This is a genomic window from Mitsuaria sp. RG (genome assembly GCF_028369275.1).
Classification (GTDB): Bacteria; Pseudomonadota; Gammaproteobacteria; order Pseudomonadales; family Pseudomonadaceae; genus Aquipseudomonas; species Aquipseudomonas peradeniyensis.
Genome location: NZ_JAQMYQ010000001.1, coordinates 70450 through 84027, shown reverse-complemented (window position 1 = coordinate 84027; position 13578 = coordinate 70450). Strand labels below are relative to the sequence as shown.

Here is a 13578-nt window from a genome sequence, read left to right as displayed (position 1 = left end):
CGCAGTGGGTTATTTCACGTTGACGGTGATCTTCTGCGACTCGACGCTCGGCTTGAACGGCACGTGGTACTTGTCACCCAGCACCAGTTGCAGGGTGTGCTTGCCCGGCGTGAGAGTGATGCTCGCCTCGGTCTGCGCCTTGCCGAAGTGCAGCACTTGCGGACCTGCCGGCAACGGCGCGTTGTTCTCCGGCATCAGGCTGGTGGGCAGCGGCTGGTCGGCCAGGGGGGCCTTGTCCACGTCCACCAGCAGGTGGTGATGGCCAGAGTGCGGGGTCTGGTCACCCGCAGGCTTGAGGTCCATGCCTTCGATGCCGAACTTGACGGTGAAGGTCTTGTCGACCGTGGCCCCGTCGGCGGGCGAAACGATGAAGACCTTGGCGCCTTCCGGTGGCTGCTCGCTCTTCAGGGCATCCGCGGCACTGGCGAACACCGACGCCCCCATCAGCAGACCGGCGACGGCAGCACGCGAAAATAGGCTTTTCATTCACTTCTCCTGTGATTCACTTCAATTGACCGCTATCACTTAAACGAAGTACGGCGGTACTTCACCATAGTCCAGCTCGGCCGGCAGAGGTTCAAAAACAGGGACAGAAATATTTCAGGGCAGAAGAAAACCTTGCCGCGACCTGGAGGTCATAGGCTGCGTTCGACCGGGGCAGACGAGAAAGCCACGGCGAATGCACTTCATCTGCCGAACAAGAAAGGGGCACTCATGCGTTTGACCATTGGCATTCTGCTGGCGGTACTGTTCAGCCCACTGGCCCAGGCCGAACTGATCGACGAAATCAACGACCGTGGCGAACTGCGCATCGCCGTGCTTGGCGACGCGCCACCCTATGCGTTCAAGGAGAACGAACACCTGACCGGCTTCGAGATCGAGTTGGGCCAGGCCCTGGCCAAGGAGCTGGATGTGCGGGCCGAGTTCGTCGAGATCGCCGCCGAAGAGGTTCTGCCCGGGGTGGAGAGTGGCAGGTTCGATATGACCTTCAACAAGCAGGACATCGAACTGAGCGACAAGCTTGACGCCATTCGGGCCCTGGCCAGCCAGAAACTGGTGATCCCTTACCAGAAGGGCAATCCAGCTTTCGAGACGGCGGTGAACAATGCCCTGCAGCGGATCGAGGATGATGGCCGTCTGGCCGACCTGGAAGGCAAATGGTTCAAGGGCACCAAGCAGGCGACCACCGGACAGTAACACCGCATCGCGGGGCAAGCCCGCTCCCACGCTGCCGTCATGGTCACCATCGCGTGGGAGCGGGCTTGCCCCGCGATCAGACCTTGGCCAACGCTCGCTGCGCGTCTTCCAGCTCCAGTTCGCTGAACACGAGCACCCCTTCGCGACGCAGCAAGGCTGTGGTCACCCCTTCCCCCGCCACCTTCACACCGCTGAAGCTGCCGTCATAGGTCTGCAGGTTGCCACACGACGGGCTGCCGGACTTGAGCACCGCCACACGGATGCCATGCCGACGCACCAGCTCCAGCGCCAGTCGGGCCCCCGCCAGAAACGCCTCGCTGACATCGTCGCCGGACACCGTCACTACCCGCGCCTGCCCATCCAGGACCTGGCCGCCCTGCCCGCCCGGAATTTCCGCAGGCGGGCGCGGCGTCGGCAAGCCACCGGCCACCTCCGGGCACAGCGGCACCACCCGGCCTTCGGCCTGCCAGCGCTGCAACACGTCGGGATGGCCGCTGGCACGTCCGTCATAGCGCACCGGCTGGCCCAGCAGGCAGGCGCTGACCAGCACCTTCGGCCGCTCAGAACGGGTCATTGCCACGGCGCCGGAACCAGCCGGTCAACGACAGGCGCTCACGCCCGGCCGGGAGCACTTCGTGCGGCACTTCACCCGACAGGAACACCACCAGGCTGCCCGCCACCGGCTGCACGTCGTGTTCGACACCGTCCTGCAGGAACATCCGCAGCTGCCCGCCATCCTCCGGCTGCCAGCCTTCATTGAGGTAGAACACGGCCGACACCATGCGCCGGTCGTCGTCACGGAAACGGTCGAGATGACGCTTGTAGAAAGCCCCCGGCGGATACAGGGCAAAATGGCACTCGAAGTCCTCCAGCCCCAGGAACAATCCCTGGTTGATGGCCTGGCGCAAGCTGTCCATCGCGCCCAGGTAGCGGTCGCAGACCGCCGACTCGCCGGGGTCGAGCCACTGGATCTGGTCGCCACGGATCGCCTCGCGGATCTCCTGCGCGGCACCGCGACCAATGCTGGCAGGGTTGAGCTCGCCTTCGGCGTGACGGCGACGGCATTCGGCCGCCAGCGCGCGCGACAGCTCGTCGGGCAGGAAGAGAGGTTGCTGCGACCAGCCACGGGTGGCCAGGTCGTCGACGATCGTCGACAGCAGCGGATGTTCGAAAGGAGTGTGCATGGCGCATCATAGCCATTCGGCAATCGCTCGCACAGCGCCACTTGGTCAGGAAGCGCCGCTGGCGACTCGACAAAGCCCCGCCACGCCTAGGACAATAGCGGCCTGCCGACAGGAGTCCTGAATGCGCCGTCTGTTTTCCCTGCTTCTGCTGATGATCTGCACCATGCCTGTCTGGGCAGACAGTCTCGATCAGCTGTACAAGGCCGCCGGCTGGCCCGACCAGCGCGCCCATTTCAACGATGCCGTGAGCGCCGCCCAGCAGCGCTACCGCAACAGCCTGCCGCCTGCCGTCTACCAGGCGCTGGTCAACAACAGCAACCAGCGCTTCCAGGCCCAGGCCATGGATCGCCGGGCCCAGGCGCAGCTGCGCGCCAACCTGGCGAATCCCTCGCCGGCCCTGGCGTTTTTCCAGTCGCCACTGGGGCGCAAGGTGGTGGCCGCCGAACTGCTGGCCACGCGCAAGGACCAGCTGGCGAAAAACGCCAAGGGCCTGCCGAAGGTCCAGGCCAGCGACAACCGCCTGCTGATCGTCGGCCACCTGGCCCAGGCCCTGCCGGCCCGCGAAGCCGGCGCCGAGGTCAGCCTGGCAATCGCCGGGGTGGCGGCCGACAGCCTGAGTTCGATGCTGCCCGGCCTGTTCGGCGGCGGCCAGGCGCAGAATCTGCTCGATGGCCAGCGCCAACGCCTGATGAACCAGGTTGGCGAAGACCTGAACAACACCCTGCTGTACGTCTATCGCGACCTGTCGGACGCCGAGCTGGAGCAATTTGCCACCTTCGCCGAGTCCACCGACGGCCAGGCCTACTACAAGGCGGCAGTGGCCGCGGTACGCGCAGCCCTGGCCGTGGGCCAGAACGCCGCCGAGCTGAAGTGATCAGCCCAGGCGCTGGCCGATGAAGTCGAAGTAGCGCTGGCGAATGCCGGGCAGCTCGTTGGCCAGGTGATGCCGCGCCTCGGGCAGCATGAGGATCTGCGGCTCGGCGAACTTGGCCTTGAGCACCTTGAGGTTGTAGGGCCAGTCCACCGTGCCGTCCGCCTCGCCCTGCACGATCAGGGGCTGGCGTGTGCTGCGCGGCGCAGCTTCGATACGCCGGACCCACTTCATCAGCGCCCCGACCCAGGCGGTCGGCAGGCGCCGTGGCTGCAGCGGATCGGCCTCGAGGAAGGGCAGGAAGGCCGGGTCGTTGGTGTTCTCGCTGAAGCGCCGCTCGATGCCGTTGACGAAGTGGCGCAGCACCCGATAGCTCAGTTTCGACCAGTGCCAGGCACGCGGGCGCACCAGGGGCGCCAGCAGGATCACCTGGCCGTCGACCGGGCTGCGCTCGCCCTGATGCAACAGGTGATCAACCGCGATCGCCCCGCCGGTGCTCTGTCCACACAGATGCCAGGGTCGCGGCAGTTCCAGCAGACGGGCCTGCTCGAACAGCGCATCGAGCACCTGCTGGTAGATGCCGAAATCATCGATGCTGGCCCGCTCGCCGCTGGACAGGCCATGGCCGGGCAGGTCGCAACCGATCACCGCGTAGCCCTGGCCCAATGCCCACGCGATCACATGCCGGTACAGGCCCATGTGATCGTAGTAGCCGTGCAGCAGGAACAATGTCGCCACCGGTTGCTCCGGCAGCCAGAGCTGCCCGACCAGATCGAAACCCGCCACCTGGAAGCCGCCCAGCCAACTGCGCGCGGGCAGATCCAGGCCGTAGAAGCGCTGGTAGGCCTGGCCCTGGGCGGACAATGGCTGGCGATCGACGAGGGGCGACAGGCTGGTACGCAGCGGGTCGGGATTGAAGCTGGCGGGCATCGGTACATCCAGTGTGCAGCAAGTATTGATCTGCGATATTCAGCTCTGGGCTGCGTCATGGCAAGCTTGGCCCCTCCCTCCGACGAACAATGCGACCTCGTGGGAGCGGGCTTGCCCCGCGATGGCAGCGCCAGACTCACAGGCGCCATCGCGGGGCAAGCCCGCTCCCACGCAAATCGCGCCAAGGCCCCCATGGCGAAGCGACTTCTCACACTCCTTGTACTGCTGCTCTGCGCCACCGCCCTCTGGTGGGCCTACGACAGCTTCCAGTCCCGCTACCTGCGCACCTTCGACAACCAGACCACCTTCTTCGACGGCAGCCAGCTGAGCCTGCCCCCCGAACTGGCAGGTCCAGGCCCGATCCGCGTGGTGCACTTCTGGGACCCGGCCTGCCCCTGCAACGTCGGCAACCAGCAGCACCTGGGCGAACTGGTCGAGCACTTCGCGCCGCAGGGCGTCAGCTTCCATGTTCTGCAGCGCCCCGGCAGCCACGGCCAGTTGCCGGCCAACCTCGCCGCGCTCAAGCCCCTGGCCAGCCTGCCCGGCAGCGAGCAGCTGCCAGCCACCCCCGCCGTGGCGATCTGGGACCGCGACGGTAACCTCGCCTACTTCGGCCCCTACAGCGAAGGCGCGGTGTGCAACTCCAGTAACAGTTTCATCGAGCCGATCCTCACGGCGCTAAATGAAGGCCGCCGGGTGCAGGCATCCAATACCCTGGCCGTCGGCTGCTATTGCCCCTGGGCCGGCTGACGCACCCGCGCCGGATTGCCCACCACCACCGCCCCCGCCGGCACATCGCGGGTTACCACACTGCCGGCGCCCACCACCGCATTGTCGCCGATAGTCACCCCCGGCAGGATAATCGCCCCGCCACCGATCCATACATTGTCGCCGATGGTCACGGGACGCCCGCTTTCTAGACCGCTACGGCGCAACTCATGATCCAACGGATGGTCGGCGGTATAGATCTGCACCGACGGAGCAATCTGGCAATCGGCACCGATGCGCACTGGCAGCACGTCGAGGATCACGCAGTTGAAATTCATGAAAGTGTTGGCGCCCACGCTGATGTTGTAGCCGTAGTCGCAGTGGAACGGCGGTCGGATCACCACCCCTTCGCCCACGCTGGCGAAATGCGCCGTCAACAAATCATGGCGCGCCTCATTAGGTTGCTCGACGCTGGCGTTGTAGCGGTGCATCCACTGCCGATTGGCCGCCTGTTCGGCTTGCAGCTCGGGGCAGCCGGCATGGTAGAGCTGGCCTGCCAGCATTTTCTGTTTTTCGCTGAGGGACATGGAAACTCCTTCCAGGGGACTATGCTCAGTTCGCGAATCCGCCGATGATCGGACCACATTTTCTCGTTCGAGTGCACAAGGAGTCTCGATGAAGCGCAGCCTGACCTTGCTGGCGGTGGTGATCGCCGTGGCCGCCGCAGGCACCGGTTACTGGTACGTGCGGGACAAGCAACCGCAACGTGACGGCGAGGTGGCCATCGGCGGATTGCAGGCGCCGGTCAGCGTGCGCTTCGATGCCCGTGGCGTACCCCACCTCCAAGCGCAGAACGAGCAGGACCTGTACCGCGCCCTGGGCTACGTGCATGCCCAGGACCGCCTGTTCCAGATGGAGATCATGCGCCGCCTGGCCCGCGGTGAACTGGCCGAAGTGCTGGGCGACAAGCTGCTGCCCACCGACACCCTGTTCCGCAGCCTGCGCATCCGCGACCAGGCGGCCCTGATGGCGCAGCGCCAGGACCGCCAGTCGCCGGCCTGGCAGGCGCTGCAGGCGTACCTGGACGGCATCAACCAGTGGCAGGCCGGCCACCCCAAACCGATGGAGTTCGACCTGCTCGGCATCCCGCCACGCCCCTTCACCGCCGAGGACACCCTGAGCATCGCCGGCTACCTCGCCTACAGCTTCGCCGCAGCATTCCGTACCGACCCTGCGCTGACCTACATCCGCGACCAGCTCGGCCCCGAATACCTGAAGATCTTCGACCTCGACTGGCAGCCCGACGGCGCCGTGGCCACGCCCCTGGCCGCCGCCGACTGGCGCAGCCTCGAGCAGCTGGCGCGGCTGAGCCACGACGCCCTGGGCGACGCCGGCATCCCGCAGTTCGAAGGCAGCAACGCCTGGGCCGTGGCCGGCAGTCGCACCCGCAGTGGCCGGCCGCTGCTGGCGGGCGACCCGCATATCAGCTTTGCCGTGCCGGCAATCTGGTACGAGGCGGAGCTGTCGGCGCCGGGGTTCAACCTGTATGGCTACTTCCAGGCACTCAACCCGTTCGCCCTGCTCGGCCACAATCGCGACTTCGGCTGGAGCCTGACCATGTTCCAGAACGACGACGTCGACCTGGTTGCGGAGCGGACCCATCCGCAGGACCCCGAGCAGGTGATGGTCGATGGCCGCTGGCAGCCACTGGAAAAGACCGAGCAGAAGATCGCGGTCAAGGGCGCGGAACCTGCCAGCATCACTCTGCGCCGCTCGCCCCACGGCCCGATCGTCAACAGCGTGCTCGGCGATACCGCAGGCCCGACGCCCATCGCCATGTGGTGGGCGTTCCTGGAAACCGACAACCCGATCCTCGAAGGCTTCTACCAGATCAACCGCGCCGACACCCTGGGCAAGATGCGCGAGGCGGCGGCCAAGGTCCAGGCGCCTGGATTGAACCTGGTATGGGCCAACGCCCGGGGTGACATTGGCTGGTGGGCAGCGGCGCGCCTGCCGATCCGCCCGGACGGCGTCAACCCGGCGTTCATTCTCGATGGCGCCAGCGGCCAGGCCACCAAGCCGGGCTTCTACCCGTTCAGCGCCAATCCGCAGCAGGAGAATCCGGCCAGCGGCTACATCGTCTCGGCCAACTACCAGCCACCCGGCGCAATCCCCGTGCCCGGCTACTACAACCTGGCCGATCGCGGTCGTCAGCTCGATCGCCAGTTGAGCGACCCGGACATCAAGTGGGACACCCAGAACAGCCAGGCCCTGCAACTGGACACCAGCACCGACTATGGCCCGCGCACCCTGGCGCCGCTGCTCGGCACCTTGCGCAATATCGCCCAGGGCGACGAGGAGAAGGAGCTGGTCGAGCAGTTGGCTGCCTGGCGCGGTGATTATCCGCTGGACTCCACCAGTGCCACGCTGTTCAACCAGTTCCTCTACGAACTGGCGTTCGCCGCCCTGCACGACGAGCTGGGCGACACCTGGTTCCCGGTGCTGATCAGCACCCGCGCCATCGACGCCGCCCTGCCGCGCCTTGCCGCGGACCCGACATCGCCCTGGTGGAACCAGCGCGGCGCCAGCGAACGCACCGACCGTGGCGCCATCGTGCGCCAGGCCTGGCAACGCAGCCTCAAGCACCTGCGCGAGACGTTCGGCAAGGATCCGGCCAGCTGGCAATGGGGCAAGGCCCACACCCTCACCCACAACCATCCGCTGGGGGTGAAGAAGCCGCTCAACCTGCTGTTCAATGTCGGCCCGTTCGCCGCCCCCGGCACCCACGAGGTGCCGAACAACCTGTCGGCGAAGATCGGCCCGGCGCCCTGGCCGGTCACCTATGGGCCTTCAACCCGCCGGGTGATCGACTTTGCCGACGCAGGCGCCGCGCTGACCATCAACCCGGTAGGGCAGAGTGGCGTGCCGTTCGACCGGCATTACGGCGATCAGGCCGAGGACTATATCGAGGGGCGCTATCACAAGGCGCGGATGGGGGTGATTCCGGCGCAGAGTACGTTGCGGCTAGTGCCGGGTAATTGATTCACCCCATCGCGGGGCAAGCCCGCTCCCACGTACGACCTTTGCCACCTGTGGGGGCAAGCCCGCTCCCACGCATGACCTTTGCCACCTGTGGGGGCAAGCCCATTCCCACGCGTGACCTTTGCCACCTGTGGGGGAAAGCCCGCTCCCACGCTTGACCTTTGCCAGTTGTGGGAGCGGGCTTGTCCCGCGATCAGCAGACGAGGCTCAACCCTGCCACTTGCCGCCTTCGACGATGACGCTCTCAGGCTTAGTGTCGTCGCTCAGTTCCTTGCGCACGTACTGGTCGTACAGCTTGAGCAGGAATTTCTCCTCGCCCAGCTTGGCCAGCTCGCTGTTCACCCAGTCACGCAGCTCGGTGTTGCCCTTCTTCACTGCCGGAGCAATCGGCGCCTCGTCGCCCAGCAGCTGCGGCAGCACGCGGTAGCCCGGGTTCTGCTTGGCCCAGCTGAACAGGATCAGGTTGTCCTGGGCATAGGCATCGCCACGACCATTGGCCAGGGCGGCCAGCGACTCGGTGTTCTTCTCGAACTTGAGCAGCTTCCAGTCCGGGTGATTCTTGGTCAGCCAGATATCGGCGGTGGTGCCGGTGGTGACGATGATGGTCTTGTCGGCCAGGTCGTCGAGCTTCTGTACCGGGCTGCCGTCGGCGACGATGGCCTGCACCGCCACGCGCAGGTTGGGGTTGGTGAAGTCCACCGCGTCCTTGCGCTCGGGGGTGACGGTCATGTTGGCGAGGATCAAGTCGACCTTGTCGCTCTGCAGGAACGGAATGCGGCTGGCGGGCTCGACGGCGACGAACTCGACCTTGCTTTCATCGCCCAGCAGGTCCTTGGCGAAGCGGCGGCCGATGTCGGTGTCAAAGCCCACGTAGCGGCCGCTTTCATCGACGAAGCCGAACGGTGGCTTGTCGGTGAACACGCCGACGATCAGCTTGTCGCGGGCCTTGATGGTTTCCAGGTAGCTGGTGGCCGGCGAGGCCGCGGCGGGCTTGGCCGGGTCTTCGGACTTGTTGCAGCCGGCCAGCAGGGCCAGGCCAAGCAGTGGAGCGAGCAGTTTGGCGAACGGGGCAGTCTTCATGACAGTTCCTTGTGCAGTGTCTTGGGCAGGCTTTCGACGAACGAGAATTTCTCCAGGAACTGCTGCGCGCGTGCGGTCTGCGGTTGGGTGAAGAAGCGCTCAGGGTGGTTCTGTTCAAGGATCCTGCCGGCCTCCATGAACACGATGCGATCGGCCACCGCGCGGGCGAAGGCCATTTCGTGGGTGACGATGAGCAGGGTCATGCCTTCGCGGGCCAGGCCCTGGATCACCTGCAGCACTTCCTTGACCATTTCCGGGTCGAGGGCGGCGGTGACCTCGTCGAACAGCATCACCTGGGGGTTCATGCACAGCGAGCGGACGATGGCGATGCGTTGCTGCTGGCCACCGGAAAGCTGGCGGGGAAAGGCGTCGCGCTTGTCCAGCAGGCCTACCCGGGCCAACAGCGCCTCGGCCTGGGCCTGGGCCTCGCGGCGTTCGCGCTTCTGCACCTTCAGCGGGCCCAGCAGCAGGTTGTCGATCACGCTCATGTGGCCGAACAGGTGGTAGCTCTGGAACACCATGCCGACCCGCTGGCGCACCTGGCGCCAGTCGGTGTCGGGGCCGAGCAGCTCCTGGCCGTCGAGGCGCAGGCTGCCGCCCTGGGCCTCCTCCAGGCCGTTGAGGCAGCGCAGCAGGGTGCTCTTGCCGCAGCCGCTGGGGCCGAGAATCACCACCACCTCGCCGGCCTGGACCTTGAGGTCGACGTCCGCGAGCACCTGGTGCTGGCCGAAGAACTTGTTGAAGCCTTGGAATTCGATCAATGGATTCATGCGTGGGCCCAGCGACGCTCCAGCACGCGGGAAGCGGCCGACAGCGGATAGCAGACAAGAAAGAAGAACAACAACAGTGCGCCGTAGATCAGCACCGATTCGTAGGTGCGCTCGATGATCTGCTGCCCCGCCTTGATCACTTCGACCACGCCGATCAGCACCGCCAGCGAGCTGGTCTTGATGATCCGCGTGTAGATGTTGATGGTCGGCGGGGTCATGCGCTTGAGCGCCTGGGGCAGCAGCACGTAGCCATACAGCTGCCAGCCGCCAAGGCCGATCGACAACCCCGCCTCACGCTGCCCGCGTGGCAGCGACTGCAAGGCGCCGCGCACCACCTCGCCGACCTCGCTGGCACCCCACAGGCCCAGCACCAGCACCGCGCACCAGAAGCTGGGAATGCTCAGGCCGAAGAAGATCGGCAAGCCGAAGAACACCAGGTACAGCCAGACCAGCACCGGGATTGCCCGGAACAGTTCCAGGTACACCTGCAGCAGGATGTTCAGCCAACGGTTGCCGAGGGTTGCCAGCACGCCGTAGAGCACGCCGCCCAAGGTGGCGAACAGGATGCCCAGGGCCGAGATCGCCAGGGTCTGCCAGGCGCCCGTGGCCAGTTGCGGCAGCGAAACCAGCAACAGCTCAATTCCCGAACTGGCCATGTTGCAGCCTCCGTTCCAGGTAGCGCAGCAGCAGCGACAGCGGCAGGAAGATCAGCACGCAGAGCAGGGTCAGCACGGCGAGCATTTCGTAGGTCTTGTAGTACAGGGCGATGTAGTTCTTGGTGGTGTAGAGGATCTCCGGCACCGCCACCGCCGACACCACGGTGGTCTCCTTGAGCAGGAACACGAAGTTGGCGAACAGCGCCGGCAGGCTGAGGATGCCGGCCTGGGGCAGGATCACATGGCGCAGCAACTGGCCCTCGGAGAGCCCTATGGAGCGTCCGGACTCCAGCTGCGCCCGCGGCACGGCCTCGACCCCGGCGCGCAGCACCTCGGTGAGATAGGCACCGCCCATGAAGGTCATGGTGATGATCGCGGCGGCAAAGCCCGACACTTTCACGCCCAGGCCGGGCAAGGCGAAATAGACGAAGAACAGCTGGATCAGCAGCGGTGTGTTGCGGGCCAGTTCCACGTAGCCCTTGACCAGGCGCCACAGGTACGGCGTGCGCAGCACCAGGATCGTCGCGTTGAGCAGGGCCACCAGCAGCGAGGTAGCGATGGCGATCGCCCCGACCTGCAGGGTCACGCCAACCGCCTTGAAGAAGGCCGGCAGTGTACTAAGCATGAAAGCGGTGTCGAAGCTCATGGAAGGGGCCTCGACACGGGGTCACGAAGGTACGGCATGGGGCAGGTCCAGGGTCGGCACGAGGGTGGCTCGGCGTCGTTACACGGGTAATGGCGCTGTGCCGGTAAGCACAATCACTAGACTCTAAAGCTATAAAAATATTTTTATAAATACCTTTATTGCATATCGATATCACTGCCCCGCTACGCTCGGAAATTTCCTTCATGACACACGGATCTTTCCGAGCAAATCCCCCTCCAAGGGGTTTCAAACTGTGACTTGCACGGCCCATCACATTCAACAAGGAAGACAACGATGAACAGCCCCTGCTTGCCTGCTTCGAATGAACAACTGCTGTGGCTCCTGGCACTGCGCCGGGCGCTGGCCAGTCAGCGTTGAAGACGCCATCGCGGGGCAAGCCCGCTCCCACGCAGCTTGTTCTCACAAATGTGAGGCACCTGTGGGAGCGGGCTTGCCCCGCGATTAGGGCCGGACCTGCCGCCCCCTCATCAAGCCAGCCCAAACAAAAACGCCGACGCAAAATGCGTCGGCGTTTCTCGTACCAGGCCGCGTATCAGAACGCCGGCAGTACCGCACCGCTGTACTTCTTCTCGATGAACGCCTTCACTTGCGGGCTGGTCAGCGCCTTGGCCAGCTTCTGGATGGCCTCGCTGTCCTTGTTGTCCGGGCGGGCGACCAGGAAGTTCACGTACGGCGAGTCGCTGCCTTCGATCACCAGGGCGTCCTTGGCCGGGTTCAGGCCAGCTTCGAGGGCGTAGTTGGTGTTGATCATGTCCAGGTCGACCTGATCCAGCACACGCGGCAGCATGGCCGATTCCAGCTCGCGGAACTTGAGCTTCTTCGGGTTCTCGGCGATGTCTTTCGGCGTGGCCAGGGCGTTCTTCGGGTCCTTCAGGGTGATCAGGCCAGCCTTCTGCAGCAGCAGCAGGGCGCGGCCGCTGTTGCTGCCTTCGTTGGGGATGGCGACGGTGGCGCCGTCCTTCAGCTCGGCCAGGCTCTTGACCTTCTTCGAGTAGCCACCGAACGGCTCGACGTGCACGCCGATCACGGTTTCCAGGTGGGTGCCCTTGCCTTCGTTGAAGTTCTTCAGGTACGGCAGGGTCTGGAAGTAGTTGGCATCCAGGCGCTTCTGGTCGACCTGCACGTTAGGCTGGACGTAGTCGGTGAAGACCTTGATCTGCAGGTCCACGCCTTCCTTGGCCAGGGTCGGCTTGATCAGTTCGAGGATTTCGGCATGCGGCACGGGCGTGGCGGCGACCACCAGTTTCTCGGCGGCATTGGCCAGGCCAGCGAACGACAGGGCGGCGGCCAGGGCGGTGGTCAGCAGGGTCTTTTTCATGGTGATCCTTGTTCTGGAGCTGGGCCATCGCAGATGGCGAGTCAGGTGCCCATCCGTTCGGGTGGGCGTGAACGGACAATACCGAGATTTTTTATTCCGTAACAATATCTTTTGATTAGCTGCTTATTCCAAAAACAAATCGCCATCACCGCCTTTGCTTATGAACGGCCAGGCACACCTCTACGGCGCGGATTCGCCCAATTGCGCCAAGGCTGCGCCCAGCAGCCCGCGCAGTTCGGCCAGGGTTTGCGGCTCCCGACTGGCGCGCAGTTGCGCGAGCTGACGGGCCAGGCTGGCCAGCGGGGCGGTATCCGGAAGGTCGAGGTGCTCGGGAAGGATCTCCTCGCCATCACTGACCAGCAGGGCGAAGTGGATGACGTTCTCCAGCTCACGGGTATTGCCCGGCCAGGCATGGGCCTCCAGCGCCTGCTGGGCCGCCTCGCTGATCAAGGGCAGCGGCCGATCCAGGCGCACGCTGTAGATGCCGACGAAGTACTCGGCCAGCGGCAGGATATCGCCGACCCGATCACGCAATGCCGGCAGCTCGAGTTCACCCTCGTGCAGGTAATGGTAGAGCCGCTCGTTGAAGCGCCCGGCGCGCACGGCCTGGGCCAGGTCGATGCTGGACGCGGCCACCAGCCGCACATCGACCGCCTGCGGCTGGGTGGCGCCGACCCGGGTTACCTCGCGGTTCTCCAGGGCCGCCAGCAGCTTGCCCTGGATCGCCAGGGGCAGGTCGGCGATCTCGTCCAGGTATAGCGTGCCGCCGTTGGCCGAGCCGAACCAGCCGGCTCGACTGCTGGCGGTGCCGCCCTGGGTGCCGGCGCTGTAGCCGAACAATTCGGCATCGGCGTAGGTCGGGCTGATGGCCGCGCAGTTGACCGACACGAACAGCCCGCCGCGGTCACTGGCGCGGTGGATCTGCCGGGCCAGCAGTTCCTTGCCAGTGCCGGTTTCGCCACGGATCAGCACCGGCAGCGGTTGTGGCGCCAATCGCTCCAAGGCCTGGCGCAGCGACTGGGAGCGCGGATCGACGAACACCAGCGCCTTGGCGCGGATGCTCAACGGGCTCTTGTCCAGTTCGGGGAAGGTCAGCAGCGGCTGGCCGAAAGCAGTGTGGAATGTCATGGAATGCTCCCGCCCCGGTCGCAGGCG

Annotated in this window: 15 protein-coding genes; 4 read left to right on the top strand and 11 right to left on the bottom strand. The window is 65.3% G+C overall.

Annotated features, from left to right (window positions below; all coding sequences use genetic code 11):
• Positions 1–9: 9 nt before the first annotated feature.
• Positions 10–486 (bottom strand): DUF4399 domain-containing protein, encoded by a 477-nt coding sequence (locus POF53_RS00385; RefSeq protein ID WP_203649642.1) that lies wholly within the window; start codon positions 484–486, stop codon positions 10–12.
• Positions 487–714: 228 nt separating this feature from the next.
• Between POF53_RS00385 and POF53_RS00380 the strand changes: the two genes are divergently transcribed.
• Positions 715–1197: a transporter substrate-binding domain-containing protein gene (locus POF53_RS00380; protein ID WP_498965827.1), complete on the top strand. Its 483-nt coding sequence runs from the start codon at positions 715–717 to the stop codon at positions 1195–1197.
• Between the two features lie 76 nt (positions 1198–1273).
• Here the strand turns inward: POF53_RS00380 and POF53_RS00375 are convergent, their stop codons facing one another.
• Together POF53_RS00375 and POF53_RS00370 are read right to left on the bottom strand one after the other, a co-directional pair.
• Positions 1274–1771, bottom strand: a complete 498-nt coding sequence (locus POF53_RS00375) for a 2-thiouracil desulfurase family protein (RefSeq protein WP_498965825.1) — start codon at positions 1769–1771, stop codon at positions 1274–1276.
• Complete coding sequence (locus POF53_RS00370) at positions 1758–2381, bottom strand: 2OG-Fe(II) oxygenase (RefSeq protein ID WP_232855005.1); 624 nt, start codon at positions 2379–2381, stop codon at positions 1758–1760. Before POF53_RS00370 ends, POF53_RS00375 begins: the two co-directional genes overlap by 14 nt.
• A 121-nt stretch (positions 2382–2502) precedes the next feature.
• Between POF53_RS00370 and POF53_RS00365 the strand changes: the two genes are divergently transcribed.
• Positions 2503–3255, top strand: coding sequence for a DUF2059 domain-containing protein (locus POF53_RS00365; protein ID WP_203649633.1), 753 nt, complete (start codon positions 2503–2505; stop codon positions 3253–3255).
• On the opposite strand, the gene bipL is transcribed toward POF53_RS00365, so the two are convergent.
• Positions 3256–4182, bottom strand: a complete 927-nt coding sequence (bipL, locus tag POF53_RS00360; RefSeq protein WP_203649631.1) for a phospholipase BipL — start codon at positions 4180–4182, stop codon at positions 3256–3258.
• 192 nt (positions 4183–4374) lie between these two features.
• On the opposite strand from bipL, the gene POF53_RS00355 reads away from it, so the two are divergent.
• On the top strand, positions 4375–4932 hold the full coding sequence (locus POF53_RS00355; RefSeq protein ID WP_234560620.1) for a DUF6436 domain-containing protein: 558 nt from the start codon (positions 4375–4377) through the stop codon (positions 4930–4932).
• Here POF53_RS00355 and POF53_RS00350 read toward each other — a convergent pair.
• Positions 4911–5477 (bottom strand): sugar O-acetyltransferase, encoded by a 567-nt coding sequence (locus POF53_RS00350; protein WP_498965822.1) that lies wholly within the window; start codon positions 5475–5477, stop codon positions 4911–4913. The two genes, POF53_RS00355 and POF53_RS00350, sit on opposite strands and share 22 nt — an antisense overlap.
• An 88-nt stretch (positions 5478–5565) precedes the next feature.
• Here POF53_RS00350 and POF53_RS00345 point away from each other — a divergent pair, with 88 nt between their 5' ends.
• Complete coding sequence (locus tag POF53_RS00345; protein WP_498965820.1) at positions 5566–7932, top strand: penicillin acylase family protein; 2367 nt, start codon at positions 5566–5568, stop codon at positions 7930–7932.
• Between the two features lie 207 nt (positions 7933–8139).
• On the opposite strand, the gene POF53_RS00340 is transcribed toward POF53_RS00345, so the two are convergent.
• The 6 genes from POF53_RS00340 to POF53_RS00315 all read right to left on the bottom strand — a co-directional run bounded on the left by POF53_RS00340 (position 8140) and on the right by POF53_RS00315 (position 13551).
• On the bottom strand, positions 8140–9012 hold the full coding sequence (locus POF53_RS00340; RefSeq protein WP_234560618.1) for a transporter substrate-binding domain-containing protein: 873 nt from the start codon (positions 9010–9012) through the stop codon (positions 8140–8142).
• Positions 9009–9782, bottom strand: coding sequence for an amino acid ABC transporter ATP-binding protein (locus POF53_RS00335; protein WP_232855001.1), 774 nt, complete (start codon positions 9780–9782; stop codon positions 9009–9011). The genes POF53_RS00340 and POF53_RS00335 overlap by 4 nt, the downstream gene beginning before the upstream one ends.
• Positions 9779–10438 carry an amino acid ABC transporter permease gene (locus POF53_RS00330; protein ID WP_232855000.1) on the bottom strand — a complete coding sequence of 220 codons (660 nt, stop codon included), beginning with the start codon at positions 10436–10438 and terminating at the stop codon, positions 9779–9781. Before POF53_RS00330 ends, POF53_RS00335 begins: the two co-directional genes overlap by 4 nt.
• Complete coding sequence (locus POF53_RS00325; protein WP_498965816.1) at positions 10419–11084, bottom strand: amino acid ABC transporter permease; 666 nt, start codon at positions 11082–11084, stop codon at positions 10419–10421. The genes POF53_RS00330 and POF53_RS00325 overlap by 20 nt, the downstream gene beginning before the upstream one ends.
• Before the next feature lie 553 nt (positions 11085–11637).
• Positions 11638–12423: a MetQ/NlpA family ABC transporter substrate-binding protein gene (locus tag POF53_RS00320; protein ID WP_498965814.1), complete on the bottom strand. Its 786-nt coding sequence runs from the start codon at positions 12421–12423 to the stop codon at positions 11638–11640.
• Between the two features lie 180 nt (positions 12424–12603).
• Positions 12604–13551, bottom strand: coding sequence for a sigma 54-interacting transcriptional regulator (locus POF53_RS00315; protein ID WP_498965812.1), 948 nt, complete (start codon positions 13549–13551; stop codon positions 12604–12606).
• Positions 13552–13578: the final 27 nt, after the last annotated feature.

Coding starts and splice junctions, on each gene's coding strand:
- POF53_RS00385 (WP_203649642.1), bottom strand. CDS start 486: ATGAAAAGCCTATTTTCGCGTGCTGCCGTCGCCGGTCTGCTGATGGGG.
- POF53_RS00380 (WP_498965827.1), top strand. CDS start 715: ATGCGTTTGACCATTGGCATTCTGCTGGCGGTACTGTTCAGCCCACTG.
- POF53_RS00375 (WP_498965825.1), bottom strand. CDS start 1,771: ATGACCCGTTCTGAGCGGCCGAAGGTGCTGGTCAGCGCCTGCCTGCTG.
- POF53_RS00370 (WP_232855005.1), bottom strand. CDS start 2,381: ATGCACACTCCTTTCGAACATCCGCTGCTGTCGACGATCGTCGACGAC.
- POF53_RS00365 (WP_203649633.1), top strand. CDS start 2,503: ATGCGCCGTCTGTTTTCCCTGCTTCTGCTGATGATCTGCACCATGCCT.
- bipL (WP_203649631.1), bottom strand. CDS start 4,182: ATGCCCGCCAGCTTCAATCCCGACCCGCTGCGTACCAGCCTGTCGCCC.
- POF53_RS00355 (WP_234560620.1), top strand. CDS start 4,375: ATGGCGAAGCGACTTCTCACACTCCTTGTACTGCTGCTCTGCGCCACC.
- POF53_RS00350 (WP_498965822.1), bottom strand. CDS start 5,477: ATGTCCCTCAGCGAAAAACAGAAAATGCTGGCAGGCCAGCTCTACCAT.
- POF53_RS00345 (WP_498965820.1), top strand. CDS start 5,566: ATGAAGCGCAGCCTGACCTTGCTGGCGGTGGTGATCGCCGTGGCCGCC.
- POF53_RS00340 (WP_234560618.1), bottom strand. CDS start 9,012: ATGAAGACTGCCCCGTTCGCCAAACTGCTCGCTCCACTGCTTGGCCTG.
- POF53_RS00335 (WP_232855001.1), bottom strand. CDS start 9,782: ATGAATCCATTGATCGAATTCCAAGGCTTCAACAAGTTCTTCGGCCAG.
- POF53_RS00330 (WP_232855000.1), bottom strand. CDS start 10,438: ATGGCCAGTTCGGGAATTGAGCTGTTGCTGGTTTCGCTGCCGCAACTG.
- POF53_RS00325 (WP_498965816.1), bottom strand. CDS start 11,084: ATGAGCTTCGACACCGCTTTCATGCTTAGTACACTGCCGGCCTTCTTC.
- POF53_RS00320 (WP_498965814.1), bottom strand. CDS start 12,423: ATGAAAAAGACCCTGCTGACCACCGCCCTGGCCGCCGCCCTGTCGTTC.
- POF53_RS00315 (WP_498965812.1), bottom strand. CDS start 13,551: ATGACATTCCACACTGCTTTCGGCCAGCCGCTGCTGACCTTCCCCGAA.